This window comes from Arthrobacter sp. E3 (assembly GCF_017353415.1).
In the GTDB taxonomy this organism is placed as follows: domain Bacteria; phylum Actinomycetota; class Actinomycetes; order Actinomycetales; family Micrococcaceae; genus Specibacter.
The window spans coordinates 43,628-68,537 of sequence record NZ_JAFMPX010000008.1 but is presented as its reverse complement, the minus strand read 5'-3'; the positions used below and the strand labels follow the sequence as shown (position 1 = coordinate 68,537).

Annotated in this window: 22 protein-coding genes; 9 read left to right on the top strand and 13 right to left on the bottom strand. The window is 61.9% G+C overall.

Annotation, left to right across the window (positions count from 1 at the left end; all coding sequences use genetic code 11):
* Window positions 1–415 precede the first annotated feature (415 nt).
* On the bottom strand, window positions 416–1,897 hold the full coding sequence (gene rpsA / locus JMA46_RS05690; protein ID WP_207344357.1) for a 30S ribosomal protein S1: 1,482 nt from the start codon (window positions 1,895–1,897) through the stop codon (window positions 416–418).
* A 246-nt stretch (window positions 1,898–2,143) separates the two neighbouring features.
* Here rpsA and JMA46_RS05685 point away from each other — a divergent pair, with 246 nt between their 5' ends.
* A complete protein-coding gene (locus JMA46_RS05685) occupies window positions 2,144–2,893 on the top strand; it encodes an ABC transporter permease (protein WP_207344356.1) in 750 nt (249 codons plus the stop codon).
* A gap of 77 nt (window positions 2,894–2,970) precedes the next feature.
* Here the strand turns inward: JMA46_RS05685 and JMA46_RS05680 are convergent, their stop codons facing one another.
* The 3 genes from JMA46_RS05680 to polA all read right to left on the bottom strand — a co-directional run bounded on the left by JMA46_RS05680 (window position 2,971) and on the right by polA (window position 8,365).
* Window positions 2,971–3,963, bottom strand: a complete 993-nt coding sequence (locus tag JMA46_RS05680; RefSeq protein ID WP_207344355.1) for a hypothetical protein — start codon at window positions 3,961–3,963, stop codon at window positions 2,971–2,973.
* 213 nt (window positions 3,964–4,176) lie between these two features.
* A complete protein-coding gene (locus JMA46_RS05675; RefSeq protein ID WP_207344354.1) occupies window positions 4,177–5,523 on the bottom strand; it encodes a GNAT family N-acetyltransferase in 1,347 nt (448 codons plus the stop codon).
* A 64-nt stretch (window positions 5,524–5,587) separates the two neighbouring features.
* Window positions 5,588–8,365 (bottom strand): DNA polymerase I, encoded by a 2,778-nt coding sequence (polA, locus tag JMA46_RS05670; protein ID WP_207344353.1) that lies wholly within the window; start codon window positions 8,363–8,365, stop codon window positions 5,588–5,590.
* Between polA and JMA46_RS05665 the strand changes: the two genes are divergently transcribed.
* Window positions 8,364–8,822, top strand: a complete 459-nt coding sequence (locus JMA46_RS05665; RefSeq protein WP_207344352.1) for a hotdog fold thioesterase — start codon at window positions 8,364–8,366, stop codon at window positions 8,820–8,822. The genes polA and JMA46_RS05665 overlap by 2 nt on opposite strands.
* 141 nt (window positions 8,823–8,963) lie before the next feature.
* Here the strand turns inward: JMA46_RS05665 and JMA46_RS05660 are convergent, their stop codons facing one another.
* The 4 genes from JMA46_RS05660 to JMA46_RS05645 form a co-directional block, all read right to left on the bottom strand.
* Window positions 8,964–9,218 carry a hypothetical protein gene (locus JMA46_RS05660; RefSeq protein ID WP_207344351.1) on the bottom strand — a complete coding sequence of 85 codons (255 nt, stop codon included), beginning with the start codon at window positions 9,216–9,218 and terminating at the stop codon, window positions 8,964–8,966.
* Window positions 9,215–10,597, bottom strand: coding sequence for an inorganic phosphate transporter (locus tag JMA46_RS05655; RefSeq protein WP_207344350.1), 1,383 nt, complete (start codon window positions 10,595–10,597; stop codon window positions 9,215–9,217). The genes JMA46_RS05660 and JMA46_RS05655 overlap by 4 nt, the downstream gene beginning before the upstream one ends.
* 270 nt (window positions 10,598–10,867) lie before the next feature.
* Complete coding sequence (locus JMA46_RS05650; protein ID WP_207344349.1) at window positions 10,868–12,103, bottom strand: pyridoxal phosphate-dependent aminotransferase; 1,236 nt, start codon at window positions 12,101–12,103, stop codon at window positions 10,868–10,870.
* An 82-nt stretch (window positions 12,104–12,185) separates the two neighbouring features.
* Window positions 12,186–13,904, bottom strand: a complete 1,719-nt coding sequence (locus JMA46_RS05645; RefSeq protein ID WP_207344348.1) for a long-chain-fatty-acid--CoA ligase — start codon at window positions 13,902–13,904, stop codon at window positions 12,186–12,188.
* Between the two features lie 233 nt (window positions 13,905–14,137).
* Here JMA46_RS05645 and JMA46_RS05640 point away from each other — a divergent pair, with 233 nt between their 5' ends.
* On the top strand, window positions 14,138–14,773 hold the full coding sequence (locus JMA46_RS05640; RefSeq protein ID WP_207344347.1) for a uracil-DNA glycosylase: 636 nt from the start codon (window positions 14,138–14,140) through the stop codon (window positions 14,771–14,773).
* A 151-nt stretch (window positions 14,774–14,924) separates the two neighbouring features.
* Entirely contained in the window at window positions 14,925–16,052 is a 1,128-nt protein-coding gene (locus JMA46_RS05635; RefSeq protein ID WP_207344346.1) for a PQQ-dependent sugar dehydrogenase, read from the top strand.
* 64 nt (window positions 16,053–16,116) lie between these two features.
* On the opposite strand, the gene JMA46_RS05630 is transcribed toward JMA46_RS05635, so the two are convergent.
* Genes JMA46_RS05630 through JMA46_RS05620 form a run of 3 tightly spaced genes read right to left on the bottom strand, consistent with a single transcriptional unit; the run spans window position 16,117 to window position 19,375 of the window.
* Window positions 16,117–17,013 carry a TIM barrel protein gene (locus JMA46_RS05630; RefSeq protein WP_207344345.1) on the bottom strand — a complete coding sequence of 299 codons (897 nt, stop codon included), beginning with the start codon at window positions 17,011–17,013 and terminating at the stop codon, window positions 16,117–16,119.
* Window positions 17,010–18,239 carry a dihydrodipicolinate synthase family protein gene (locus tag JMA46_RS05625; RefSeq protein WP_207344344.1) on the bottom strand — a complete coding sequence of 410 codons (1,230 nt, stop codon included), beginning with the start codon at window positions 18,237–18,239 and terminating at the stop codon, window positions 17,010–17,012. The genes JMA46_RS05630 and JMA46_RS05625 overlap by 4 nt, the downstream gene beginning before the upstream one ends.
* A 2-nt stretch (window positions 18,240–18,241) precedes the next feature.
* Complete coding sequence (locus JMA46_RS05620) at window positions 18,242–19,375, bottom strand: Gfo/Idh/MocA family oxidoreductase (protein ID WP_207344408.1); 1,134 nt, start codon at window positions 19,373–19,375, stop codon at window positions 18,242–18,244.
* A gap of 238 nt (window positions 19,376–19,613) precedes the next feature.
* On the opposite strand from JMA46_RS05620, the gene JMA46_RS05615 reads away from it, so the two are divergent.
* From JMA46_RS05615 to JMA46_RS05605, 3 genes are all read left to right on the top strand, one after another.
* Window positions 19,614–20,681, top strand: a complete 1,068-nt coding sequence (locus tag JMA46_RS05615; RefSeq protein WP_207344343.1) for a substrate-binding domain-containing protein — start codon at window positions 19,614–19,616, stop codon at window positions 20,679–20,681.
* 103 nt (window positions 20,682–20,784) lie between these two features.
* Window positions 20,785–21,207 (top strand): pyridoxamine 5'-phosphate oxidase family protein, encoded by a 423-nt coding sequence (locus JMA46_RS05610; protein WP_207344342.1) that lies wholly within the window; start codon window positions 20,785–20,787, stop codon window positions 21,205–21,207.
* Window positions 21,208–21,279: 72 nt separating this feature from the next.
* Window positions 21,280–21,777 carry a Gmad2 immunoglobulin-like domain-containing protein gene (locus tag JMA46_RS05605; protein ID WP_207344341.1) on the top strand — a complete coding sequence of 166 codons (498 nt, stop codon included), beginning with the start codon at window positions 21,280–21,282 and terminating at the stop codon, window positions 21,775–21,777.
* A gap of 68 nt (window positions 21,778–21,845) precedes the next feature.
* On the opposite strand, the gene JMA46_RS05600 is transcribed toward JMA46_RS05605, so the two are convergent.
* Window positions 21,846–22,391 carry a hypothetical protein gene (locus tag JMA46_RS05600; RefSeq protein WP_207344340.1) on the bottom strand — a complete coding sequence of 182 codons (546 nt, stop codon included), beginning with the start codon at window positions 22,389–22,391 and terminating at the stop codon, window positions 21,846–21,848.
* A gap of 300 nt (window positions 22,392–22,691) precedes the next feature.
* Here JMA46_RS05600 and cyoE point away from each other — a divergent pair, with 300 nt between their 5' ends.
* Window positions 22,692–23,618 carry a heme o synthase gene (gene cyoE, locus JMA46_RS05595; protein WP_207344339.1) on the top strand — a complete coding sequence of 309 codons (927 nt, stop codon included), beginning with the start codon at window positions 22,692–22,694 and terminating at the stop codon, window positions 23,616–23,618.
* Between the two features lie 95 nt (window positions 23,619–23,713).
* Window positions 23,714–24,376, top strand: coding sequence for a hypothetical protein (locus JMA46_RS05590; RefSeq protein ID WP_207344338.1), 663 nt, complete (start codon window positions 23,714–23,716; stop codon window positions 24,374–24,376).
* 94 nt (window positions 24,377–24,470) lie between these two features.
* Here JMA46_RS05590 and JMA46_RS05585 read toward each other — a convergent pair whose 3' ends face one another.
* Complete coding sequence (locus JMA46_RS05585; protein ID WP_348770068.1) at window positions 24,471–24,899, bottom strand: universal stress protein; 429 nt, start codon at window positions 24,897–24,899, stop codon at window positions 24,471–24,473.
* Window positions 24,900–24,910: the final 11 nt, after the last annotated feature.

Genomic DNA, 24,910 nt, shown 5'->3' with positions numbered 1-24,910 from the left:
TGCAGGATTGAATGACGGCACAGCCTGATCGGCTCGAGGTGGTGATTGGACGCCCCGGTCTTCCCGTTGCACCGGCTGGACGGGTTGGGCCTGCGGCCGATAAGGACGTGGCTCATCTACTGAGGGTGGTGGGGTTGGAGGACTGAAGTAGCCTGCGGGAATGAAATCTTCCGGCGGCGTGTACGGGACGGGCCCGCTCTTTGATCCGGCCGCGTTCTGAGCTGACATACGCTGCTTCCCCCTGTGTAGAGTGTCTAGTTTTGAGCATAGTCAAAGCCTCTGACAAAGTCGCTCGGGCATGGACTAAAAGGGCTAAAAAGTATGGATTAACAAGTGTGGGTCCCCTGCCATTGGCAAGGGACCCACACTCTGTTCAACTCCCTACAATTTCATGCAGGAAGGTGACTAGCCGAAATTAGTTTCCGGTCAACTTTTCGCGCAAGGCAGCAAGTGCCTCGTCGGATGCCAACGTGCCGGCACCTGACTCGGTTGCAGCAGGCTCGGAGGAGTAGCTGGCCCCTGCGGACTCGCCACCTTCACCGGCGTTGTCGGCAGCTGCATCTTCTGCGGCGTGCTCGGCAACCTGCTTCTTGTGTGATTCCCAGCGGGTCTGGGCATCAGCGTACTGCTGTTCCCACACGGCGCGCTGGCTCTCGTATCCTTCAAGCCACTCGTTGGACTCGGAATCGAAGCCCTCAGGGTACTTGTAGTTGCCCTCTTCGTCGTACTCGGCAACCATGCCGTACAGTGCGGGATCGAACTCGGTGGAGTCGACGTCGACACCTTCGTTGGCCTGCTTGAGGGACAGCGAGATGCGGCGGCGTTCCAGGTCGATGTCGATGACCTTGACGAACAGTTCGTCACCAACGGAGACAACCTGCTCGGCCAGCTCAACGTGGCGGACAGCCAGCTCGGAGATGTGGACGAGGCCTTCAATGCCGTCTTCAACGCGAACGAACGCACCGAAGGGAACCAGCTTGGTGACCTTACCGGGGACAACCTGGCCCAGCGCGTGTGTGCGGGCGAAGGTCTGCCACGGATCTTCCTGCGTAGCCTTGAGCGAGAGCGATACACGCTCGCGGTCCAGATCCACTTCGAGAACCTCGACGGTGACTTCCTGGCCGACTTCGACAACCTCGGACGGGTGGTCGATGTGCTTCCAGGACAGCTCGGAAACGTGCACGAGGCCGTCTACGCCGCCAAGGTCCACGAATGCACCGAAGTTGACGATGGAGGACACAACGCCGGGACGAACCTGACCCTTTTCCAGCTTGTTGAGGAACGTGGAGCGAACCTCGGACTGGGTCTGCTCGAGCCAGGCACGGCGGGACAGAACAACATTGTTGCGGTTCTTGTCCAGCTCGATGATTTTGGCTTCGATCTGCTGACCGATGTAGGGAGCCAAGTCGCGCACACGGCGCATCTCGACCAGCGATGCGGGCAGGAAGCCGCGCAGGCCGATGTCGAGGATAAGTCCACCCTTGACCACTTCGATGACGGTACCGGTAACGACGCCGTCTTCTTCCTTGACCTTCTCGATGTCGCCCCAGGCACGCTCGTACTGAGCGCGCTTCTTGGAGAGGATGAGGCGGCCTTCTTTGTCTTCCTTCGTGAGAACCAAAGCTTCGACCTGATCGCCAACGGAGACTACGTCACCGGGATCAACGTCGTGCTTGATGGACAGCTCGCGGGAGGGGATGACACCTTCGGTCTTGTAACCGATGTCGAGCAGAACTTCGTCGCGGTCAACCTTGACAACAATACCTTCGACGAGATCGCCGTCGTTGAAGTACTTGATGGTTGCATCTACTGCGGCGAGGAATTCTTCAGCAGTACCGATGTCGTTGATAGCAACAACAGGCGTGGTACTCGTCTTCTCGGGGGTCGTGATGGTCATGTAGTAGGGGCTCCGATGTGGATAGTTGGTTTCGCCAAACCCGGGCAATGGACGCAAAAAACCGCGCCTTTGCCGTAACCGGGTCCGGAATTATTATGGTTGCAGGGGTTCCTGCGGATCATACTCGTATGTCCTAGGCGGCCTGTGACTGGTTGTGCCAGTCGAAACGACCCATGACATACCCATTTAGTCTAGTTGTTTGGGACATGGAGCGCAAAACCGCGTTCGACGGCGATAATTGCGTTTGTGGATAATACAACCCTTCTGGTTCTGGGCACGCCTGCATGGGTTTTGCTTGCGGTTTTCCTGGTCCTGGCGGCCGTCATGTGGCGCACGGCCCTGGACCGTTCCCCGTGGCAGATGCTGGTAGCGGGACTGCGTGCCTTTGTCCAGCTTTCCGCCGTCGCCGTTGTCATTGCACTGCTGTCCAACAGCGGGGCGTGGGCATTTACCTTTGTGGCCGTGATGTTTCTCGTTGCCGTCTGGACCTGCGGGCACCGTGTTGCGCCGCGTGGGCGCTGGTGGCTGGCTGCCGTACCCCTGGCGGCCGGGGTCGTTCCGCCGGCAGTGCTCCTGTTTGCCGTCGGCGTGCTGCCGTTTCAGGCACTGGCCATCATCGCGATCCTGGGCCAGCAGATCGGCGGCGCCATGTCCACCGTCACACTCAGCGGCCGGCGGGTGCGTGACGAACTGGAATTGCGCAAAGGTGAAGTGGAAGCGGCCGTGGCACTCGGTATGGAGTGGCGGGAAGCGCGCATGCTGGTGGGCCAACCCGTGGCGGGCGAGGCTGTCCTTCCATCCATCGATCAAACCCGGACGGCTGGGCTCGTCACGTTGCCCGGCGCCTTTGTCGGCATGATTCTCGGAGGAGCCACACCGTTGGACGCCGGACTCATTCAACTCCTCGTGCTCATATCGCTGTTGCTGGTCAATTCCAGCGCTGCGACCGCTACATTGTGGCTGTGCTGCCGCGGCGCCTGGACACGTTCAGCCTGAACGCACCCTTTCCTTAAGGACGCACCTTGCCCGCTTATGCGTCGTTTCCGCGCCACTGATGTGCAGACAAGGTGCGTTCAGGTAAATATCCGCGTCCTTGCCGCCGGCAATACTGCTCCGGCACGCACCAGAGCGGCACGGATGCGGGCTTCGAGAGCCACCGGATCGCTGAAATCAGCCCAGCCAATCCGAATGAACTGCCACCCCAGCTCCATGAGGTCCTTCTCCCGTTGCCGCTCATTGACCAGCGCCTCCGGAGTGGGCCGATAGTTGAAGTATTTTCCCCAGCCGTCAAATTCAAGGATCAGCTTGTAGCGACGCCACGCGAAGTCAACGCGGTACTCGCCCTGGCGAGTTGAAACCGGCACTTGCAGTTCCGGCAGGGGCAGAACCGTGCGTGCCAAGAACACCCTGGTTCGAGACTCCCCCACGGATTCACTGTTCACGTCAAGGAAGTCCAGGGCACGGCGGGCCCTGGCAGCGCCGCGTTTTATGGGGCTTGCCGCCAATTGCTGCTTGAGTGCTGGCAGTGATGCGCCATTGCGGAGGCCATGGTCTCCGATGACAACCGCCTGTTCCAGGGTGAATTGCCTGGAACAGTCCAAAATGGTCCGTTCCACGGAGGTGACGGGAATGCGCAGCGGGCCGATCCGCACCAGAGTCATCGCCTGTGGTGAGAACGCCTGCTTGTGTGGGACGACGTTGCGGCCACGGCCGGAACTGGCCGGGGAGTACGCAAAGCTCACATGTACGGCGGCCCCGCATCCCCACGTGCTGAGCCCGTGGATCCGTGCGGCACTGGAGTGCGAATACACACCCTGGCAGTTCGACGCGAGAACATGGGCCATCAACCGGAGGTATTCCTTGTCCCACGGCGCAGCGGCGTTCCACTCGATGGCCCTGATGTACGCACCGCGCTGCAGGCGTTGCAACAGCCCCAGTTCCACTGCGCTCGCTACCAGCCTCCCGCCGAGTCCGTGGGCCTCCAGCATGGCACTTGTGGCGACGCCGCTGACGGCGGTGGCAGGCCAATGGCTTGAAAGTGTTGCCTGAAGTTTGCTCTTGTCCATATTCCATCGTGACCCCGGGCGCAGGTGTTCGAGGCAGTCTTATGGGGTGATGTGGACAACACGATGAAGGCACACCGCTGTGGAGGAATAGCCGCCGCCGAGCTTGAGGCCGGAAACGGGACTCCGTGGATCATAAACGCACCTTTGCTGCTTATGCGGGGGTGGCAGTCACCGGATAAGTAGGAAAGGTGCGTTTGTGCGCGGAACCGACTTTTAGAAGTCCGTCATGCAGTGTGGCGCCTCGGCTGCGGCAAACATGGCGTCGAACCGTGCAACAGCGCGGGGGCTTTCCTCGCGGATCCGGCCTGCCTTTTGGAGCGTGTGTGCACTGACCCCGCCCAAGTACAGGCTGGAGAGTTCGCTGACACCCATGCTGAGCTCGGATTCAACGGAGCCGTCTTCCGGGCAGCGCGTGACAGTGGCCTTGCCGTGAACCACCGTGATCCGGAAGATGCCCGAGGCGTGGCCGAGGGGATCGCCCACGTGGATGGTCAGGGTGCCGTCCACCGGGTACTCACGGGCCGCCAAGGCTCCGGGAGTGTCCAGGATGCGCAGCCACAGGTGGTCCTCGGTCAGGGTGCGCTTATAGAGCCGCTTGGCGGCCATGGCCCACTCGAGCGGGTCCACCACGGGAGCGGAGTCCCACGTGATGACGTCGATCAAGTCCAGCGAGCCAAGGTAGTTCCACAGCGCCAGGTACGCAGCATCGTCGACGGCCAGGAAGTCGATAATTTCCACGCTGGGGCGCTTCTTGTCACGTCGTGGACGGTACGTCACATAGCCGTTGACGGTGCCCGCGTCATCGTAGTGCAGCGCCGCTCGGATGTTCTTCATGGGCTTGGCCAGCCCGTAGTTGGCCTCTCCGGAGGCCGAAAGCCTGTACATGTCCTGACGGCCAATAGAGCCGTAAGTGGTGGCGTGGACGCGGGCAAAGATCTCATTGTGCAGGTCCCGCACCGTGCTGACGTCCGCAATTTCCACAACACCCCGATGCACGGCAGCCGGCACAATGAAATCGAGCCCGCCCTTGACGGTGACTTCAATGGTGCTGTTGTCCGTGGCGACGCCAAAGCCGAAGCGGCCGTAGATGGTCGCTTCCGACGCCGTGAGCGCGGCGATGGGGATGCCGGCTGCTTTGGCCTGGGCCAGGTCGGAGCCCATCATGGCCCGCAGCAGGCCGCGACGGCGGTGGCTGGGCCGAACTGTCACGCCGGTGATCTGGTGAACCGGCAGCAGCGTCCCCGCCCCGACGTTCAGGCTCTTGCGGTGGTAGGCGTAGGTCGCCACCGGATACGCCGGTCCCCAGGCCCCCGCCGGAGCGTTGGCGTCAATGAGGTACGCGCCGGTGACCACCTGCCCGTCAACCTCCGCGGACGTGGCGTACAGTTCAATCTCCGCGTCGCCGAGCGTATCGCCATGGAACCCCAAGGTGACGGCCTGCATCCACTTCGCCAGCTCCGCAGGGACCTTCCCTCCAACCAACCGTGAAGGGAAGGAACGCAGTTCGTAGGGAAAGGAGCGGGACTGGCGGTTGATGGCCGGTTCGTAGCTTTGCGGCATGGGATGCCTTTCATTGTCTGTGCTGCGTGTCGGTGCTGCGGCTTGGGTGCAATACCTCAGTGGGTCAGTGGCCTGCCTCGTTCCAGCTGGCGCCCAAGCCCAGCTGCACATCGAGCGGAACCTTCAGCTCCGCCGCAGCGCCCATCTGATCCACCACCAAGGCCTTGACGGCATCGAGTTCGCCCGGCCACACTTCGAGGATCAATTCGTCATGGACCTGCAGCAGCATCCGTGACTTGAAGTCCTTGTCCTTCAGTTCCGCGGCCACACCCAGCATGGCGTGCTTGATGATGTCCGCGGCCGATCCCTGGATGGGAGAGTTCAGGGCCACCCTCTCGGCCAGTTCCCGCAGCTGCCGGTCGGCGCTGGAAAGGTCGGGCAGGTAGCGGCGTCGTCCTTCAATCGTGGACGTGAAACCGTCGATGCGGGCTTGTTCGACGACGCCGCGCAGGTAGTCGCGGACCCCGCCAAAGCGGTCAAAGTAGTCCTTGACCAGCGTCCTTGCCTCATCGACGGAGATTTCCAGCTGCTTGGACAGGCCAAAGCTGGTCAGTCCGTAGGCCAGGCCGTAGGACATGGCCTTCACCTTTGAGCGCATGGCCGAGGTAACTTCTTCCGGCGCAACGCCAAAGACGTGCGAGCCGACGTATCTGTGCAGGTCCTCACCCTCGGCATACGCCTGGATGAGCCCGGCATCACCGGAAAGGTGGGCCATGATGCGCATTTCAATCTGCGAGTAGTCAGCGGCCAGCAGGCATTCGTAGCCCTCGCTGACAACGAAGATGTCCCTGACGCGGCGTCCCTCTTCTGAACGAACCGGGATGTTTTGCAGGTTCGGGTTGTTTGAGGACAAACGCCCGGTTGCTGCCACGTTTTGCGCATACGTGGTGTGGATTCTCCCGTCATCCGCCACGGACTTCTTCAGGGTCTCGACCATTTGCTTGAGCTTGGACGCTTCGCGGTGGGCCATGAGCTGGGCCAGGAACTCATGTCCGGTCTTTTCCAACAACGTCTTCAGGGACGCCGCATCGGTGGTGTAGCCGGTCTTGATCTTCTTCGTCTTGGGCAGCCCAAGCTCCTCAAACAAGACTTCCTGCAACTGCTTGGGCGAGCCAAGGTTCACTTCGTGCCCGATCGCGGCGAAAGCTGCCTGCTGTGCGGCGTTCATTGCAGCGGTGAAATCGGCCAGCAGGGTAGCCAGGCGGTCCTGTGAAACGCCAATGCCGGTCAGTTCCATCTGAGCCAGCACGGCCGCCAACGGCAGTTCCATGTCCCGCAGCAGCACGGCAGCGCCACGTTCTTCCAGCAGCGGGCCAAAGTGTTCGCTCAGCAGGAGTGCGACATAGCCGCGTTGCACGGCCTCTGCCAAGGAGGTGTCCGCTTCCAAGCCCAGCTCCAGCTGGCCCGGCGGCTCCGCAGCTCCATTGTCGAAGCTGATCTTCAGGTGGACCTGGCTCAGCTCGTTCAGTTCGTAGCTGCGGCGGTCGGGCTGGATAAGGTAGCCGGACAGTGAGGTGTCATCCTGCACCCCTGCCAGCCACAACCCGCGCACTGAGAGGGCCTTCAGCGCTTCCTTGTACTCGTGGACCACCTTGGGCGCCTCGGACATCAACCAGGCAGCGAGCGTGGATTCCAATTCGGCGTCGGCGGTGCGCAGATCAACCACGACGGCGGAATCGTTGCGTACCAGCGCCACGGCCGTTGCTTCACGGGCCAAGCCCACGGGTTCACTGTTCACGTCAACGGCTACCGCGCTGTTTGTTGTCACGCCGTCAACACCATCCGCGGTCAGCCAGTGCTGCAGTTCAGATGCTTCAACCACTACGCGGTGGGCGGGCACGTGGTGGGTTTCACCGGCGTCGGACTCTTCCTCGGCACCGAAAAGGTCAAAGAGGCGCTTGCGCAGGGTATTGAACTGCAGCGAGTCGAACAGTTCCTCCACGGCCTCACGGTCCGGGGCCTGCAGTTCCATGTCTTCCAGAGCCACGGGCAGGTCCATGTCGCGCAGCAAGTGGTTCAGGTGGCGGTTGCGCTTGACGTCGTCGACGTGCGCACGCAACGATTCGCCCACTTTCCCGCCGATGGCATCCAAGTTCTCCAGGATGCCTTCAAGCCCGCCATACTGGTTGATCCATTTGGCCGCCGTCTTGGGCCCAACACCTGGTACGCCGGGAAGGTTGTCAGCCGTCTCCCCCACCAAAGCCGCCAAGTCCGAGTAACGGTTCGGCGGCACAAAGTATTTAGCTTCCACGGCCGCCGCGTCCATCGGCGGAATGTCGGAGATGCCCTTCTTCGGGTACAGCACCGAAACCTTGTCGGTGATCAGCTGGAAGGCGTCACGGTCGCCGGAGACCACCAGCACATCCCAGCCTGCCGCCTCGCCCTGCGTGGAGAGGGTGGCGATGATGTCGTCCGCTTCGAAGCCGTCCACCGAGATGGTGGGGATGCGCATGGCGGCCATGACCTTGATGATCAGGTCGATCTGGCCGTAGAACTCCTCAGGCGTCTTGTTGCGCCCGCCCTTGTATTCGGTGTATTCAAGCGAGCGGAAAGTGGGCGTGTCGAGGTCGAAGGCCACCACGACGTGGGTGGGCTTCTGCTGCCTGATCATGGTCAGCAGCATGGCCGTGAAACCGTGGACCGCGTTTGTGTACTGGCCGGAGTCGGTGACAAACTTATCCGCTGGCATGGCATAAAAGGCGCGGAACGCCATGGAGTGCCCGTCAAGTACCAGCAGGCGCGGGGTTTGGCCGTCAGGGACCCCATTGCCGGGGGTGGTTGCAACAGTGTTCTGGGGGGCCGTCTTGGCAGATTCGCTCACAGGTGCCAGCCTAGTCATCATGAGCGACAATTTCACACCGCATCCCCTTTCCGACGAACTCCTGGCCGCAGGCATCCCCGCCGAACACCACGGACTGCTGGGCCCGCACGGGGTGGGCGCCCTGGTGGCAAAGATGGGCATCGTCTTCACCCACATGTCCGTGGATTCCATGGTGGCGACCATGCCCGTTGCAGGAAACACTCAGGTGACGGGCCTGCTGCACGGCGGCGCACATGTGGTGCTGGCTGAAACCTTGGGGTCGTTTGCTGCCGCTTTCCACGCCGGTTTGGACAGCCGGGTCGTGGGGATTGAGATCAACGCCACACATCACCGGGGCATTTCGGCGGGCCTTGTCACGGGCACGGCCACCCCCATCCACCTGGGCCGCACGCTGGCCACACACCAAGTGGTCATGACCGACTCTGCGGGCCGGTCCCTGTCTACGTGCCGCATCACCAACATGATCCTGGCCCGCTAACCCACTCTCGCCAGACGCAATTCTCTTTTGCCTACAAACGCCAGTTCTGTTTATTAACGACGCCGGGCACTTGCCTACCGCTGCAGCGGTAGGCAAGTGCCCGGCGTCGTACATTGACGCTAAAACCCGACGGCACAGCCGTTAGAAAATGCCGCCGATCACATGCGCAGCGGCTGCACTGAAGGCCGGAACGATCAAAATGATGGCGATGGCCACGGCCAGCACGCAGAAGCCGAAGCACACATACGCTCCCCACTGGGCAGCATGGTTAACGTGGGCTTCGTCGTCGCCGCTGACGGCTGTGAGGCGAACACCCAACGAGTACATGGTCACGACAAAGCCGGCGCCAACAAGCGTGGTGATTGCAACAATGACAAATCCGAACCAGTCAATCATTTCTTCCCCTTCTTGGAACCGGCATTGGACTTGGGCGTCTGCGCTTGAGCGGCTGCCTTCGTCATGGCCTTGAGGACGGCGGTGTCGGCACGGTCAAGCGCCGTCTGGGCCACGGCACGGGCGGCAGCTGTTTCAGCCGCACGCTGGGCTGCCTTCTCAGCGATCTTCTCCGCTGCACGAGCCTTGGCCGCGAGCTTGTCACGTTCCTTCTTGCTGGGAATGTGCATGGCCTCCCCCACGGCGTCAACGTCGCTGATGGCGTTGCTGTGGTCAACAACTTCACGCTGGGACATGACGAACATGACGAGGATGGCGCTCAAGCCGAGTCCGGCAACAATGATGATGCCAACCAATCCGGTGCGGATCAGCAGGGCGGCAAGGCCACCGACCAGGGCGGCTGAGGGGAGCGTGAACAGCCAGGCCAGGCTGATCTTGCCGATCTGGCCCCAGCGGACGGTGGAACCCTTGCGGCCAAGACCTGAACCAATAACAGAGCCTGAGGCGACGTGGGTGGTCGAGAGTGCAAAGCCGAGGTGGCTGGAGGCCAGGATGGCCGCTGCCGTGCTACTTTCCGCAGCAAAGCCCTGGGCGGGCTTGACGTCTGTCAAACCCGAACCGAGCGTACGGATGATGCGCCAGCCACCGGCGTAGGTACCGCCGGCGATGGCCAGTGCACAGGCCGTGATCACCCAAATGTGCGGCCCGGTCCCTGCTTGCTGGAGTCCCGAAGCGACAAGGACAAGGGTGATGACGCCCATCGTCTTCTGCGCATCGTTGGTGCCGTGTGCCAGTGCAACCAGCGAGGAGCTAAACACCTGGCCGCGACGGAAACCGCCACGCTTCTGCGTGAGCTTGTCTCCCGAGTCCGGGTCCGAACGGCGGGTGATGCTGTAGGCCAGCTTCGTGCACACGTAAGCGACAAGGCCAGCAATTGCGGGGGCAAGGAGAGCCGGCAGCAACACCTTGGAAATAACCACCATGAAGTTCACGGCACCGAAGGACCAGGTGCCCACAATGGCTGCGCCGATCAAACCGCCGAACAGGGCGTGGGAAGAGCTGGAGGGCAGGCCAAGCAGCCACGTGAACAAGTTCCACAGCACGGCGCCCATCAAACCGGCGAAAATCATTTCCGGTGTGATGGCCACACCGTTGGGCCCGCTCTCATTGATAATGCCGCCAGAGATGGTCTTGGCTACTTCAGTGGACAGGAAAGCTCCCACCAAGTTCAAGATCGCCGCCAGGGCAACAGCTGTTTTGGGTTTGATGGCACCTGTGGCAATCGGCGTTGCCATGGCATTGGCTGTGTCGTGAAAGCCATTCGTAAAGTCAAAGAAAAGGGCCAGCGCTATAACCAGCACGACCATGAAGGTGAGATCCACCCGCGATCCAATCTAGAGGGGGCAAAAGCGAAACTTCGAAAAAGTCTAGTCGGATACGCACGTCTTCAGTGCACCGGGCGTTCAAAGCACCTGTGCACTGGAGATCATGGAACGGTGGCAAAACCCAACCTCCCCGATCCTACGACCAATTACACGCCTTTGTTAGCGTCCGCGGGGCGGGAAGGAGCGCACTGTGAAAAGAAACTCATTTCTTCGGAACCGTTTTAGGGCCGCCCGCAGGACCTGCACCCCGGCTCAGTAGCCGCGGGCCTAGTGGCTGACGAGGGCGGCCTTGCTGCGGTAAACGGCCAGGAAGGAGGAGATGCGGCGCACTGCCTCCTCGATGTCGTCAATCGAGGGAAGGATCACGAACCTGAAGTGGTCAGGGGTGGGCCAGTGGAACGCCGTGCCGTGTGAGACAAGGATCTTTTGGTCTTGTAGCAAGTCGATGACGAACTTCTCGTCGGATTCGATGGGGTAAAGGTCCGGATCCAGCTTCACGAACAGGTACATGGCTCCTGCCGCCGGCACGCATGAGACCCCAGGCAGCGCATTGAGCAGCTCCGAGGCCCTGTCGCGCTGCTCCCGAAGCCGGCCACCGGGCCGGGTCAGGTCGTTGATGCTTTGGTACCCGCCAAGGGAGGTTTGGATGGCGTGTTGGGCGGGCACATTCGAGCATAGGCGCAGTGAGGCGATCAGCTCCAACGCCTCCTTGAACCCTGCCATCGCGGCGCGCGGTCCGGACAGTGCAACCCATCCTGCGCGGTAGCCGGGCATGCGGTAGGCCTTGGACAGCCCACTGAAGGTGAGCGTGCAGACATCCTCGGCCAAGGAGGCCATGTGGATGTGGGGGCGGCCGTCGTAGATGATCTTTTCGTAGATCTCATCGGCAAAGATCACGAGGTCGTGCTTGCGGGCCAACTCCACAAACCTCTCCAGAATGGCGCGGGGGTAGACAGCGCCGGTGGGGTTGTTGGGGTTGATGATGACGATGGCCCGCGTTTTCGGCGTAATTTTTGCCTCCACGTCAGCCATGTCCGGCCACCACTGGTTGTCTTCATCACACAGGTAGTGGACGGGCACTCCCCCGGTCAGGGTCACCGTTGCCGTCCACAGCGGATAGTCGGGTGCCGGGATCAGGACCTCGTCGCCGTTTTCCAGAAATGCCTGCAGGGTCATGGAGATCAGCTCGCTGACACCGTTGCCCACAAAGATGTCATCCACGCCGATCTTCCGCAGGCCCTTAGTCTGGTAGTACTGCGAAATGGCCGTCCTGGCGGAGAAGATGCCCTTGGAGTCGCTGTAGCCTTGCGCCCCCCGCAGGTGGTGGATCATATCCACCACAATGGACTCCGGCGCCTCCAAGCCAAACGGTGCCGTGTCGCCCAAGTTCATCCGCAAAATCCGGTGGCCTTCAGCTTCCATCTTCTGGGCCGCATGCAATATGGGGCCGCGAAGTTCGTATCGTACATTGGCTAGCTTGCTGGAGTATTGCATAGGGCGCATGCATTCCAGTTTCGCATAGGTGCCCCCGCTTATGCCTGAACTGTCCACATCTCGGCGCAACCGGCGCAAACAAGGCAACCGGCTACAGCGTCGGAAGCACCTGCTCTTTGACCTGCTTGCGTAGAATTTTCCCCAACATGGAGCGCGGCATGTCCTGAACTTGAACGATCCTGACGGGCACCTTGTAGCCAGCCAGCTGTTCCTTGCACCAAGACCGCATGGCTGACTCGTCAAAGTCCACACCGGCTTCAAGCACGACGGCGGCAACCACCATTTCCCCGCCCCGCTCGGAAGGCTTGCCAAAGACCGCGACGTCGGCAACGCCGTCGCGCGTTCTCAGGATGGACTCCACCTCCGACGGGGAAACGTTGAAGCCGCCGGTGATCACGAGTTCCTTCATCCTGTCCACAATGGTGGTGAAGCCGTCGGGATCCACCGTGACAATGTCCCCAGTGCGCAGCCAGCCGTCCCCCGTGAGGGTCTTGGCGGTTTCCTCCGGATTGTTCCAATAGCCTTGGAAAACCTGCGGGCCCTTGATCAGCAACTCGCCAGGTTCCCCCGGTGCCACTTCCACGTCTGTGTTGCCCAGCCCCGTTCCCAACATCCCGACCACTTTCATTTGTGTGGACGGGAAGGGCACCCCGATGGTTCCGTTGCGGCGACTCGGGTGGAACGGGTTGCCCAGCGCCACGGGTGAGGATTCTGTCAGGCCGTAGCCCTCCACCAACAGGCCGCCGGAGACCGATTCCCACAGTTCCACCACGTGGTCGGGGAGGTTCATGGCGCCCGAGATGCAGTATTTGCAGGAGCGCAGCGAGACTCCCTTTTCCTTCGCAGCCAGGGCCGTGCGTTCGTAGATGGGCGGCACGGCGCAATAGACCGTCGCCGGTGACTTTTTCATGGCGGCCAGCACCAAGTCTGGATCGAATTTGGGGAACAGCACCAAAAGGCCCTGCTTGCGGATGCCAAACGTGAGGTAGAGCGTCATGCCAAAGGCATGGAACATGGGCAGGATGGCATACAGGATCTCTTTCCGCTCCTGCGCCCCGTGCATCCAGGCCTCGCCTTGGAGTGCGTTGGAATACAGATTGAAGTGGGTCAGCATGGCCCCCTTGGGGTGGCCCGTGGTGCCCGAGGTGTAGCCAATGACGGCAAGGTCGTGCATGCCTGGGCGCGGGTGTGAGGCGTCGAGTCGGCCGCCAGCCAGCAGCTGTTTCCACGGCATGGTTCCCGGCGCCGGACCCGTCAGCGCGTCCCGGGTGGCGCGCAGTTTGCGTAGCGGCAGTCCGAGGGCTAGGCGCTTGACGGTGGGGAACGCCTCCAGAAGGTTGACGGCCACAATGCGCTCCACGCGCTCATCGGCGGGAAATTCCAGCAAGGACGCCACTGATTTATCCCACGCAATGGCCACCCGTGCACCGTGGTCCTGGAACTGGTGGAGGAGTTCGCCGCTCGTGTAGAGCGGGTTGTGTTCAACCACGACGGCGCCCAGACGCAGCACCGCGTAGAACGCCACCACGTGTTGGGGGCAGTTGGGTAGGATAACGGCCACCCTGTCCCCTGCCTTGACGCCCAGCCGGCGCAAACCTTCGGCCGCTTGGGCCACTTGCTCGCCCAATTCCCGGTAGCTGGTGCGCTTGGCGAAGAACTCCATCGCGGGATGTCCGGCTGCTTCCGCGACTGAGCGTTCAAACATTCCAACAAGAGATTCATTGGGCAGTTTTATCTCGGCTGCAACACCTGGCTGGTAGTTCTTCACCCATGGTTGCGGTGCGGGCTGAGACTGCGCTGAAGTGGTCATGCCCCCATATTGCCGCCCCCTTCTCGTAGTGTCGAGGCGACCCGCTTCCCGGCGCTGTCGCTTTGTTCTGAAAGCTGTCTGATTTCTCACAAACACGACTTTCCGGGCCGCCATAGCACAGGCACGGGAGAAGCAGGAACGGCTGGACGTTGCTAAGCTGAAGAGTCGGGCATTCCACCAAAGTGGAAACGCACGGCAACCACTCTCATCCCTCTAAGGAGATCTGCGCCTCAATGACATCCGTGGCCACTGAATCACTGCGTGAACAGCTGTGGAATCGTCGATACGACGAGAACATTGCCCCCATCACCGAGCTGTGCGACACCTTGGCGGAAGCCAAGCCCCAACAGCAGGTGGCTTATGTAGATCCGGTTCACGACGTGGATGAGTGCAAGATCATCAGCTTGTTCTCCAACGTTGGGGAAATGGATCCCTCCGGCTTCATCACCGCAGGCGACGAGCAGGCAGCCACCCGCCTACTCGGCATCCACTGGCAGATCGGGCTGCGCCCCAGCTATGTCATGCCCTGGAATGTCCACCCCTGGTTCACGCCCGGCGAGCCCAATGGTCGTCTCAGCGCACCGCAGATCGAAGCTGGCCTGCGCCCTCTGGTGAAGTTCCTGACCCTCGTTCCTCGCGCTTCCGCCTTGGTTGCCCACGGCACGGAGGCGCACCGCTTGGCGGACCAGCTGCTCAAGGCACAGGGTCCCATGCTCTACAAGCGCGGCTTCGGCATCTACAAGGTTCGTTCCCTGTCCGGGCGCAGCTTTGCCGGCTCGGCAGAACGCCAGCAACAGTGGCTGCTTGAATCGACCAAGGCGTACGCCGAGTCCATGACCCGCAACGGCATCACGCTCAAGGGCCGCTAAAACCTTTTCCAGCACCGCCATAATTCCTGACGTATTTGATGGATCGATGTCGCCTTTTTTCGGCATTTTCGGTCTATCAAGTGCGTCATGGATGTTTAAGGGCGACGGCGAACCCGTGCCATCTGCTGATTCGTCCGGCTACGCTGATGCCATGGATGGGACGGAAATCTTGAAGCCGCGTCGGCTGCGCAGCAGCAGGGACATGTCTGTCGCTGCCTGCACTGCCGCCGCCTTGTTCTTGACGTCATGCCAAGCGCCAACCTCGGAAGCACCCGTACTGTCCCCCAGTGTCACGAACGACGTCGCAACCGACCTGGCCGCCCCCTGGTCCATGGCCTTGCTGGCAGATGACACCCTGCTGGTCAGCGAACGGGACTCGGGTCAGGTGCTTGAGGTCTCGCCGTCGGGCGCGAAACACGTTGTGGGCACGGTGCCCGGGGTGCGCCATCAGGGCGAGGGTGGACTGCTTGGCTTGGCCGTGCACCTTGGCGGCTGCCAGGACAATCCTGCACCCGATCCCGGTACTGGCTGCATCACCGTCTACGCATACCTGACCACTTCCCTGGACAACCGGATAGTGCACATGCCGCTGCTGGGCACGCCCGGTACGCGGTCGCTTGGCCCGGCCACGGTCATTTTCGACGGCATTCCCAAGGCTGGCAACCACAATGGCGGGCGCATCGCGTTTGGGCCGGACGGCATGCTTTACGCCACCGCAGGCGACGCTGGAAACCGCAACGCGGCGCAGGACCCGAACTCACTCTCAGGCAAGATCCTGCGGATGCTTCCCGACGGCGGGAGCCCGACGGACAACCCCTTTCCCGGTAGCCCCGTGTGGTCGCTGGGACACCGCAACCCGCAGGGTATCGCCTGGGATGAAAAGGGCCGCATGTGGGCCTCGGAGTTTGGCCAGAACACGTGGGACGAACTCAATGAGATCGTCCCCGGAGGGAACTACGGCTGGCCCATCGTTGAAGGCACCGGCAACGATTCACGCTTCCGCAACCCGGTGCTGACCTGGACCACGGCCGAGGCCAGCCCCAGCGGCATAGCAATCGAAGGGACAAAGTTGTACATGGCGGCCCTGCGCGGGGAACACCTCTGGATCGTTGACCTGGCCACGACGCCCACCGCCCGCTCCATCCTTGTCGGAGAATTGGGCCGCCTCCGCGACGTCACCTTAACGCACGACGGCCGCCTGTATGTCCTGACGAACAATACAGACGGCCGCGGTACTCCCAAACCAGGCGACGACAAGATTATTGGCATCACCCGGTAGTCCCGCGTGGGGCAAAAACGGGACTTTGCTGGCGGGGCCGAGGAATCCCGGTGCCGCCGGCGCGCTAGCCCAGGTGCGGGGCCACCAGCTCGGCGTAGCGTGCCTTGACGGTATCCACGACCTCGGCAAAGGGCTGCGCCCAGATGCCTTCGTTGAAGATTTCCACCTCGACGACGCCGTTGTAGCCTGCCTCGGCCACCCAGCTTCCGATGGTGGCGAAGTCGATGACGCCGTCTCCCATGAAACCGCGGGAGAGCAGCGCATCGGAGGCGATGGGCAGGTTGAAGTCGCATACCTGATAGGAGGCAATGCGTCCTTCTGTACCGGCGCGGGAGATCTGCTCGTGCAGGGACGGATCCCACCAGACGTGGAACGTGTCAACGACGACACCGACGGCTGCAGCCGGATGCGGGGCGGCCAAGTCCAGGGCCTGGCCCAGGGTTGAGAGCACGGCACGGTCGGCGGCATACATCGGGTGCAGCGGCTCAAGCACCAGGCGAACACCGTGCTCGAGGGCAAACGGCACCAGCTCGGCAAGCCGGTCGGCCACGCGCTGGCGTGCAAGGAAAATATCCTTACCGCCGGCGACGGCAACAGCAGTTCCGCCGCCGTCCACAGCGCCCGGGGAGACGCTGAAGTCCGGCAGGCCGCCCACCACCATGATGATTTCGGTGGTGCCCAACGCCTTGGCCTCGAGGATGGCAGCCTTGTTGTCGGCAAGGGCAGCAGCCTGCCCGGGGCCGTCCGCTGCCGTCAGGAAGCCGCCGCGGCACAGGCTCGAGACGCTCAGCCCGGAGGCCCGCACCATCTCGACGGCCGTGTCCAGGCCCACCTCGGCCACTTTGTCGCGCCACAGGCCAATGTGTTGCAGGCCGGCAGCCACGCTCAGGTCAAGCGCCTCCGCAAGTGAGGCCTTTTTGATGGTGGCAGTGTTGATGGAGAGCTTCTCGAACGTGCTCACGCATGCACCTCTTCCGCAACGGTCACGGCCGAGTCGACACCGGCAGCGTTCAGGAAACATGCCATCCGCCTCGCAGCGAGTGCCGGATCCAGCAACAGCCCGGCCGTGTTGGCCAGGCGGAACAGCTTCACCAGGTGATTCAAGTCGCGGCCCGAGTGGAGTCCGCCAATCATTTGGAAGCCGGGCTGGTAGCCATTGAGCCAGGCGAGGAACGCGATGCCCGTCTTGTAGTAGTACGTCGGCGCCTCGAAGATGTGCAGGCCCAGGTCCCGGGTGGAATCCAGGATGGCCCGCGCTTCGGTGGGGCGGCCGGCATCGTACTCCTGCAGTGCCGTGCTGGCGGCAGGGGCGATGGCTGCGAAGATGCCCAACAGCGCGTCCGAGTAGTGTTCCCCGTCGCCGTCGATCAGTTCCGGGTAGTTGAAGTCGTCGCCCGTGTAGAGGCGCACGCCTTCCGGCAGGTTGGCGCGCAGTGCAATCTCATGGGCGGCGTCGAGCAGTGAAACCTTCACTCCGTCAACGTTACCGGCGTGAGTTTCGATCAGCTGGCTGAACGTTGCGGTGGCCGCTGCCACGTCCTCGCCGCCCCAGTATCCAGCCAGGGCGGGGTCGAACATGGTGCCCAGCCAGTGCAGGACGACCGGCTTTTTGACCTCGTCAAGCAGCGTGCCGTAGACGGACAGGTAATCCTCCGGGCCCGATGCAACCTTAGCCAGGGCGCGCGAGGCCATGAGGATGACCTTGGCCCCGGATGCCTCGACAACCGCGATCTGCTCGCGGTAGGCGGCCAGCACGGCTGCCAGACCCTCGGCGCCCGGTTCGACGTCGGCCGGGTCAAGCTGGTCGGTGCCTGCACCGCAAGCCAGGAGGTCGCGAACCGTGCGCTCCGGGGTTGCGAAACGGGCGGCCTCGGCGGCACTGCGGTTGATCAGATCCTGTGTGGCGGCCCAGTCCAGACCCATGCCGCGCTGTGCGGTGTCCATGGCGTCGGCAATGCCCACGCCCCAGCTCCACAGCTCGCGCCGGAAGGCCAGTGTTGCGTCCCAGTCGATGTCGGCAGGGGCGCCGGGGACGTTGTTGCCCAGCACTTTGGGTGTGACGTGGGCTGCCGCGTACACCTTGCGGGAGCGGATCAGCTCCGTGGGCTTGCGCCACGGACCGGTTGCATTCAGCGTCAACGACTCAAGCTTCCCAGTGGGTAGCGGAAGCGTGATTGAGATGGTCATCTTTACAGCTCGATTTCCGGGATGTCCAGGGTGCGGCGCTCGTCGGAGGACTGCAGGCCCAGCTCGGCCAGCTGCACGCCGCGGGCTGCGGAGAGCAGGCCAAAGCGGTGTTCGCGGCCGGCGATCACGTCGCGCAGGAATTCTTCCCACTGCAGCTTGAAGCCGTTGTCCAGGTCGGCGTTGGCGGGAACTTCCTGCCACTGTGCACGGAAGGATTCGGTGACGGGCAGATCCGGGTTCCAAACGGGCTTGGGCGTGTGTGCGCGCTGCTGGGCAACACACTTGTTCAGGCCTGCAACAGCCGAGCCGAGGGTGCCGTCGATCTGGAATTCCACGAGCTCGTCGCGGTATACGCGCACGGCCCAGGAGGAGTTGATCTGGCCGATGACGGCATCTCCTTCCGGGGTTTCCAGCTCAAAGATGCCGTAAGCGGCGTCGTCGGCCGTGGCCTTGTACTCCTTGCCGGCTTCGTCCCAGCGGGCGGGGATGTGCGTGGCCGTCTTGGCGTTGACGGTCTTCACCTTGCCGATGATACCTTCAAGAACGTAGTTCCAGTGGCAGAACATGTCGGTGGTCATGCCGCCACCATCTTCCTTGCGGTAGTTCCAGGAAGGGCGCTGGGCTGCCTGGTGGTCGCCCTCGAACACCCAGTAGCCGAATTCGCCGCGGATGGAGAGGATGCGGCCGAAGAAACCTTCGTCCACGAGGCGGCGCAGTTTCACCAGACCGGGCAGGTACAGCTTGTCGTGCACCACCCCTGCCGTGATGCCGGCGTCCTTGCCGATGCGGGCCAACTCAATGGCTTCCTCGAGGGTTTCAGCTGTGGGCTTCTCGGTGTAAATATGCTTGCCGTTGGCCATGGCCTTCTTCAAGGTGGCGGCGCGCAGGCTGGTCATGGAAGCGTCAAAGACGACGTCGACTGTGGGGTCTGCGATGATCGCGTCCAGGTCTGTGGTCCAGTGCTCAACGTTGTGCAGTTCGGCCAGCTCGCGTACCTTGGCCTCGTTGCGGCCAACCAGGATCGGTTCGATGGCCACCTTCGTGCCGTCTTCCAGGGTCAGTCCACTGTCGCGCAGCGGCAGGATGGAACGCAGCAGGTGCTGGCGGTAGCCCATGCGGCCGGTGATGCCGTTCATGGCGATGCGGATGACCTTCTTGCCGTCGGCTGCGTTGCCGGCAGTTGCGGCTTGTGCCGCCGTTCCTTCGTTGGAAGCTGTAAGAGTCACTGTTTTCTCCTGGAAGTGGTGGTCGTCAGGTACCGGAATCCCGGCGTGGCCTAAACTTTGGAAAGCGCTTTCCAATATATGCTGAACTTATCCCGGGGTCAAGGACTTTTACGCTTCCCGGCAAATTTCTTTAGATAAGGACGCACCAGTGCCCGTCAAACTCACCGAGGTGGCACGCCTCGCTGGCGTGTCGCTGGCCACGGCTTCCCGAGTCCTCAACGGTTCCAGCAGAACGCCGGCGCCAGACATCGCCGAGCGCGTCAGGGCCGCCGCTGAGGAGCTGGGCTACGTGGCCAACGCCCAGGCACAGGCGCTGGCCCGCTCCACCACCGGATTGGTGGGATTGGTGGTTCACGACATTGCGGACCCCTACTTTTCCGCCATCGCCCACGGAGTACAGCAGGCCGCGCTCGCTTCCGGCCACCAAGTGCTGTTGGCCGGCACTGATCTTGAAGGCGACGCAGGTTCCCCCGGCGGCGCTGAACTTGCCGCCGTCAACGCGTTCATCTCCTACCGCACCGATGCCATCATTCTGGCCGCTTCACGTCTCCTTAACGAGGATGCCCGGCTGATCAAGGCCCTGGGGCGGTACACAAAGAACGGTGGCAGGGTTGTGACACTCGGTGCCTCAGCCATCCCAGACGCCCAGGTGTTGAGGGTGGGTCACCGAGAGGGTGCTGTCGCACTGGTTTCCGCGCTGCTAAGACAAGGCATGCGACGCTTCGTCATTCTGGCCGGACCGCACGAACGCAACACTGCAAGAATCCGCGTCCAAGGCTTCACTGAAACTCTTGCAGCCGCCGGACTTGAGCCCGTCGCCGTGGTGGAAGGAGCTTTCACCAGTCAGGGCGGCTATGACTCCACCCTGGCATTCCTTGATTCATTGGACGGCGGTCCATTTGACGGCAAGGATTCGCAGGCTGGTGCTCCCTTCTGCATGTTGGCCGCCAACGACGTCATGGCGCTGGGGGCCATGGCCGCCTTGCGGTCCCGCGGGCTGCGCATACCCGAGGACGTTCAGGTAGCCGGCTTTGACGACATCCCCACCCTGCGTGACCACTTTCCCGGTTTGACAACGTACCGGCTGCCACTGGAAGAGATCGGCCGACTTGCTGCGACGATGGCCCTCTCGCCGTCCACCAAGCAACCGTCAAGTGTTACGGGCACGGTGGTGCTGCGCGAAAGTGCAGGCGATGGCACCACACACCACGACTGATCCGACCGCGCGCATTCCTCCCATCCTTACGAATTGGACACACCCTGCACGGGCCGTGGCATGGCACGGGGAACACCGGGGAATTGTGGGGCATAATCACAGCATGAGTAATGATGAGCAACCCGGTGAGAACATGTCCGTCGATGATGCATGGCGTTTCCTGGAACATACGCGTTTTGGACGGTTGGCACTGAGCGTTTCCAACGAGCCCGACATCTTCCCCATCAACTACCTGGCACACGACCACAAACTGCTCATGCGAACGAATCCCGGAACGAAGCTGGCTGAGCTGACCATTAACGATTCGGTGGCGTTTGAGATTGACGGGCTGGCCGAGGACGAGGCTTGGAGTGTCGTCCTCAAGGGCAAGGCCCGTATCTTGGAATCCCAGACCGAGATCGATGCAGTCAGCGAACTGCCCCTGTCCCCCTGGCTGCAAACCCTGAAATACACTTTCGTGGAAATCATACCCACGAGCGTTCGTGGACTGCGCTTCCAGCTGGGCACTGAACCCGAGCGCTACTAGAGGTGCCCACCCATTGCCCTGCGCATGTATGACGGGCATCTTGGGGGGACCTACTGGAGGAGGCCGGTCACGGTGTCACCACGCAGGATTGACGTCCGTCAGCCACAGCAGAATGACTTGATCGGGAAGAATTTTGTGCTTGCCGGCTACGGAACCGGCTTCGAGGCAACCGTCCATTGGCGGGTGCTCGCCAACAGCGGGCAAGCCCTCGGCAACGGCAACATTCAAGGCGCCGGATCCATGGGAGTGATCAGGGATTTCGGCAACACGGTTTCCCTCGGAAACACCCTGGCCCGCGGCATGCACGTCTCCGTCCAAGTTTTCGGTGACGACCCATCCGGCATTCATCCTCCAGGGACGGACTTGAACATCATCCATGCCACACTGTTCACTTCCCTGGAGGGTTTCAAGCTCTATCAGGTAAAAAGTGGCGACAACCTGACCAAGATTGCCCGCGAGGAAGGCCAGAACACCACCGCCAATGACATCTTTGAAGCCAACCGGGACCGCATCAGCAACGCAAACCTGATCTTCGTGGGTCAGGTGTTGCGGATCCCGCTGCTCACCTGACCGTGACGGGTGCCGCCGTCGTTCCCTGAAAGGGACGACGGCGGCACCCGGTTTTCGCTGCGGAACCCCTACCAGCGATGCGCCACATCAATGACGATGCGGGAAGTTGCCCCTGGGCCGTCAAGGACAAAGACGTTGAATGGCAGCCGTGCCCTCACTCCGACGGCCAAGGTGGTCCTACCTTCAAAGCTGCCAGCGAAGGCCAGCTGCTGCAGTGTTGAATAGCCTGCCGTGTTGACCAATTCGTTGCGGTTGGCAGGGATATAGCTTGCTGCCCCAGCTGCAGTGTAGGCAGGTGCCAGAACAGTCACCTTCAAATACGCGCCCCCGCGCAGTGGAACAATCGCACCGCTGCCAGGGCGTGTCACAGCCGAAACGTAACTCACGGAATAGCCGTTGGCATGGCCATTGACATCGATCACCATCCTGTCGAAGCAGGGATGCTGACCGGCCCTCACATTGCTGATGGCGGCGCTTGAACTGGTGCCTGCGGTCTTGGCCAGCGAACCCCAGGTGATGCCGCAGTAAGGGGCAGCGTGGGCCGGTGCAGGAGCAATCATGATGAATGCGGCCAGCAGCCCCACAACTGCCAGCCATGCTTTGATGTATTTCATGGGAAACACCCTCTTTTGGGAAGAGCTGAACACCCTGATTTCAGGATGAATAAACCCTAACGCGGTCGATTGCCCCGATCACTGCCTCCGCTCCAAGATCCGCTGAACTGCAACTTGAGGTCCACCACAGTAGGTAAACGTTATCCAGATCTCCTTAAGATCCCGTTTGCAACATTGGACGATAGGCTGGAAACCAACACCTTTCACCTTTGGAATTCCCCCCATGACCGCGCCCTGTTTGATCCTTCCCCCGCAGCCGGGTACTTCATCCGGCACCTCCTGGACAAGGGGCCGGAAAGGATGAACCGCAGCCCGGACGGCAAGGACAGCGCCCTCGCGGCACGGGCCACCGGAACGTCCTGGCGGGACACCGCGCTTCGTTACTATTCATTAGCCAAGCCGCGGGTGCTTTACGGAAATGTGTTGACCGCTGCCGCAGGTTTCCTGTTCGCCAGCCCGGGCCGGATCGACTGGTTGTTGTTCCTGGCCGTCTGCTTGGGCACCACGCTCGTCATCGGCTCCGCATGCGTGCTGAACAACGTCCTGGACCGCGACATTGACACGCTGATGGCGCGGACAAAGAAGCGCGCCACAGTCACGGGCGGCATCGTCGCACGCAACGCACTCATCTATTCGGCCATTCTGGGGTTCGGCGGCATGGCCATTCTCGTGGCGTGGACGAACCTGCTGGTGGTCGCAGTCGGTCTGGGCGGATTCCTCGCCTATGTGGTCCTCTATGGAATGCTGTCCAAACGCCTGTCCATCCACGGCACCCTCGTGGGCAGCATCTCGGGTGCAGCACCGGTTCTGGGTGGGTATCTAGGGGCCAGCAACGCCATTGACGCCGGGGCTGTCATCGCCTTCCTCATGATGTTCGTGTGGCAGCTGCCAGCCTTCTACTCCATCTCGATCTACCGCCGGGATGAGTATGCCCGCGCCGGTGTTCCCGTCATTTCGGTGGTTCGCGGCATTGCCAATACGAAGGTGCAGATCCTTATCTACACGGCATTGTTCGTCGTTGTCTCACTCCTGCCCCAAGTCTTCGGCAGCACCGGCTGGACCTACACAGCCGTGATGGGAGCACTCGGCGCGGGTTGGCTCGTGCTGGGTGTGCGCGGCCTGAAGTCCGACGACGACAACCGGTGGGCGCGCCACATGTTCCGCTACGCACTGGTCATGATGAGTGCCATCTCGCTCATGCTGGCCGTTGGGCCGCGCCTGCCCTGACCGCCAGACTTCCCCATCACCCCGGCAGTCTCCGTCGCTACTGGCGGCGCCCCTTGACCTACGGCAATAAGAGGACTGGAATGGAGTAAGGCCATATGGCTTGTTTACCCGTTGCGGTTGGCCGCCGGACGGTGCTCCTGGAGGTGGCTGGGATGGGATTCCTTGTTCTTGCAGTCCTTGCCGTACTCACGGCTGCGACAACAGTGTGGCTCGTGCACATGCGCAGTTCGCAGGAAAGTGATCAGGACGCAACTTTTTGGTACACCTTCGCCGGGCTGTGCGTGCTGGCACCTTTGACTCTGATTCCCGCGTGGAAGAACAACATGGCTTCTTTGGCGCTGCTCGCCCTGGCCGCCGGTTCGGCCATCGCGATGCACATCTGGCTCGGGCGCCAGCGGACGCTCGCCGCAGCTGCCAGTGACCGTGCAAAGCTCGCAGCAACAATTTCAGCGACATCCGCACTGCATCAGTCCCTTGTGGCCCGGTGGAGCCACTATGAGCTGGATCCCGCAGCGGCCATCGACTTCCCTGCCATGACGGACATTCGAGTTCCAGAGACTTCTGCCCTCATCCGTGCAGTGGCCGCTGCGGCGCGATTCCAGCTTGCTGAGTTGGATACGGACGACAGCGCCGCCACGTACCGGTGTGCGGTAGCCACTCTTGCAGAAGCGTTGGTGGCAGCTGAGCACGCCGCCCAATCCCCTCTCACAACAGCAGCGTGCCAGCCCTCCAGCAGCACTGGAGAACTGGCTAGCTGACGGCCCGACCGGGTATCCCATCCGGGAACCCCATTGGCCGCAGTTCCGCTGTCGCCTAGCAATATCGAAATCCTAGGCCCAGCTGCTGAACCAGCTACTGAACGACCAACACCGGAACCGGCGCTTGGTTGACCACTGCGGCACTGACCGAACCCAAGAGCAGGCCCATCAACCCACCGTGCCCGCGCCTGCCGACCACCAACATGCGCGCACCTTCAGAGATGGACGCGAGGGATGCCGCTGCAGGGCCCTGTATCAGTCGTGCTGAAACGGAGGCAGGAACTTCTTCTCCGAACGCTTGAAACAAAGCGTCGCTGAGAACCTTGTTGGCGCCTTCTTCGAAGCTGCCAATCCCCAAGGCGGCATAGCTCGCGTGTTTCGTTGGTAGCTCCCAGACGGCAACGGCCTCCATGGTCCCACCCAATTCGGCAGCCAAACGGGCACCTTCCTTGAGCGCGTTGACCGATGCATTTGAACCGTCAACGCCGACAACAATACGGACCTGTGAAGTGGTTTCAGACACGAGCTGCTCCT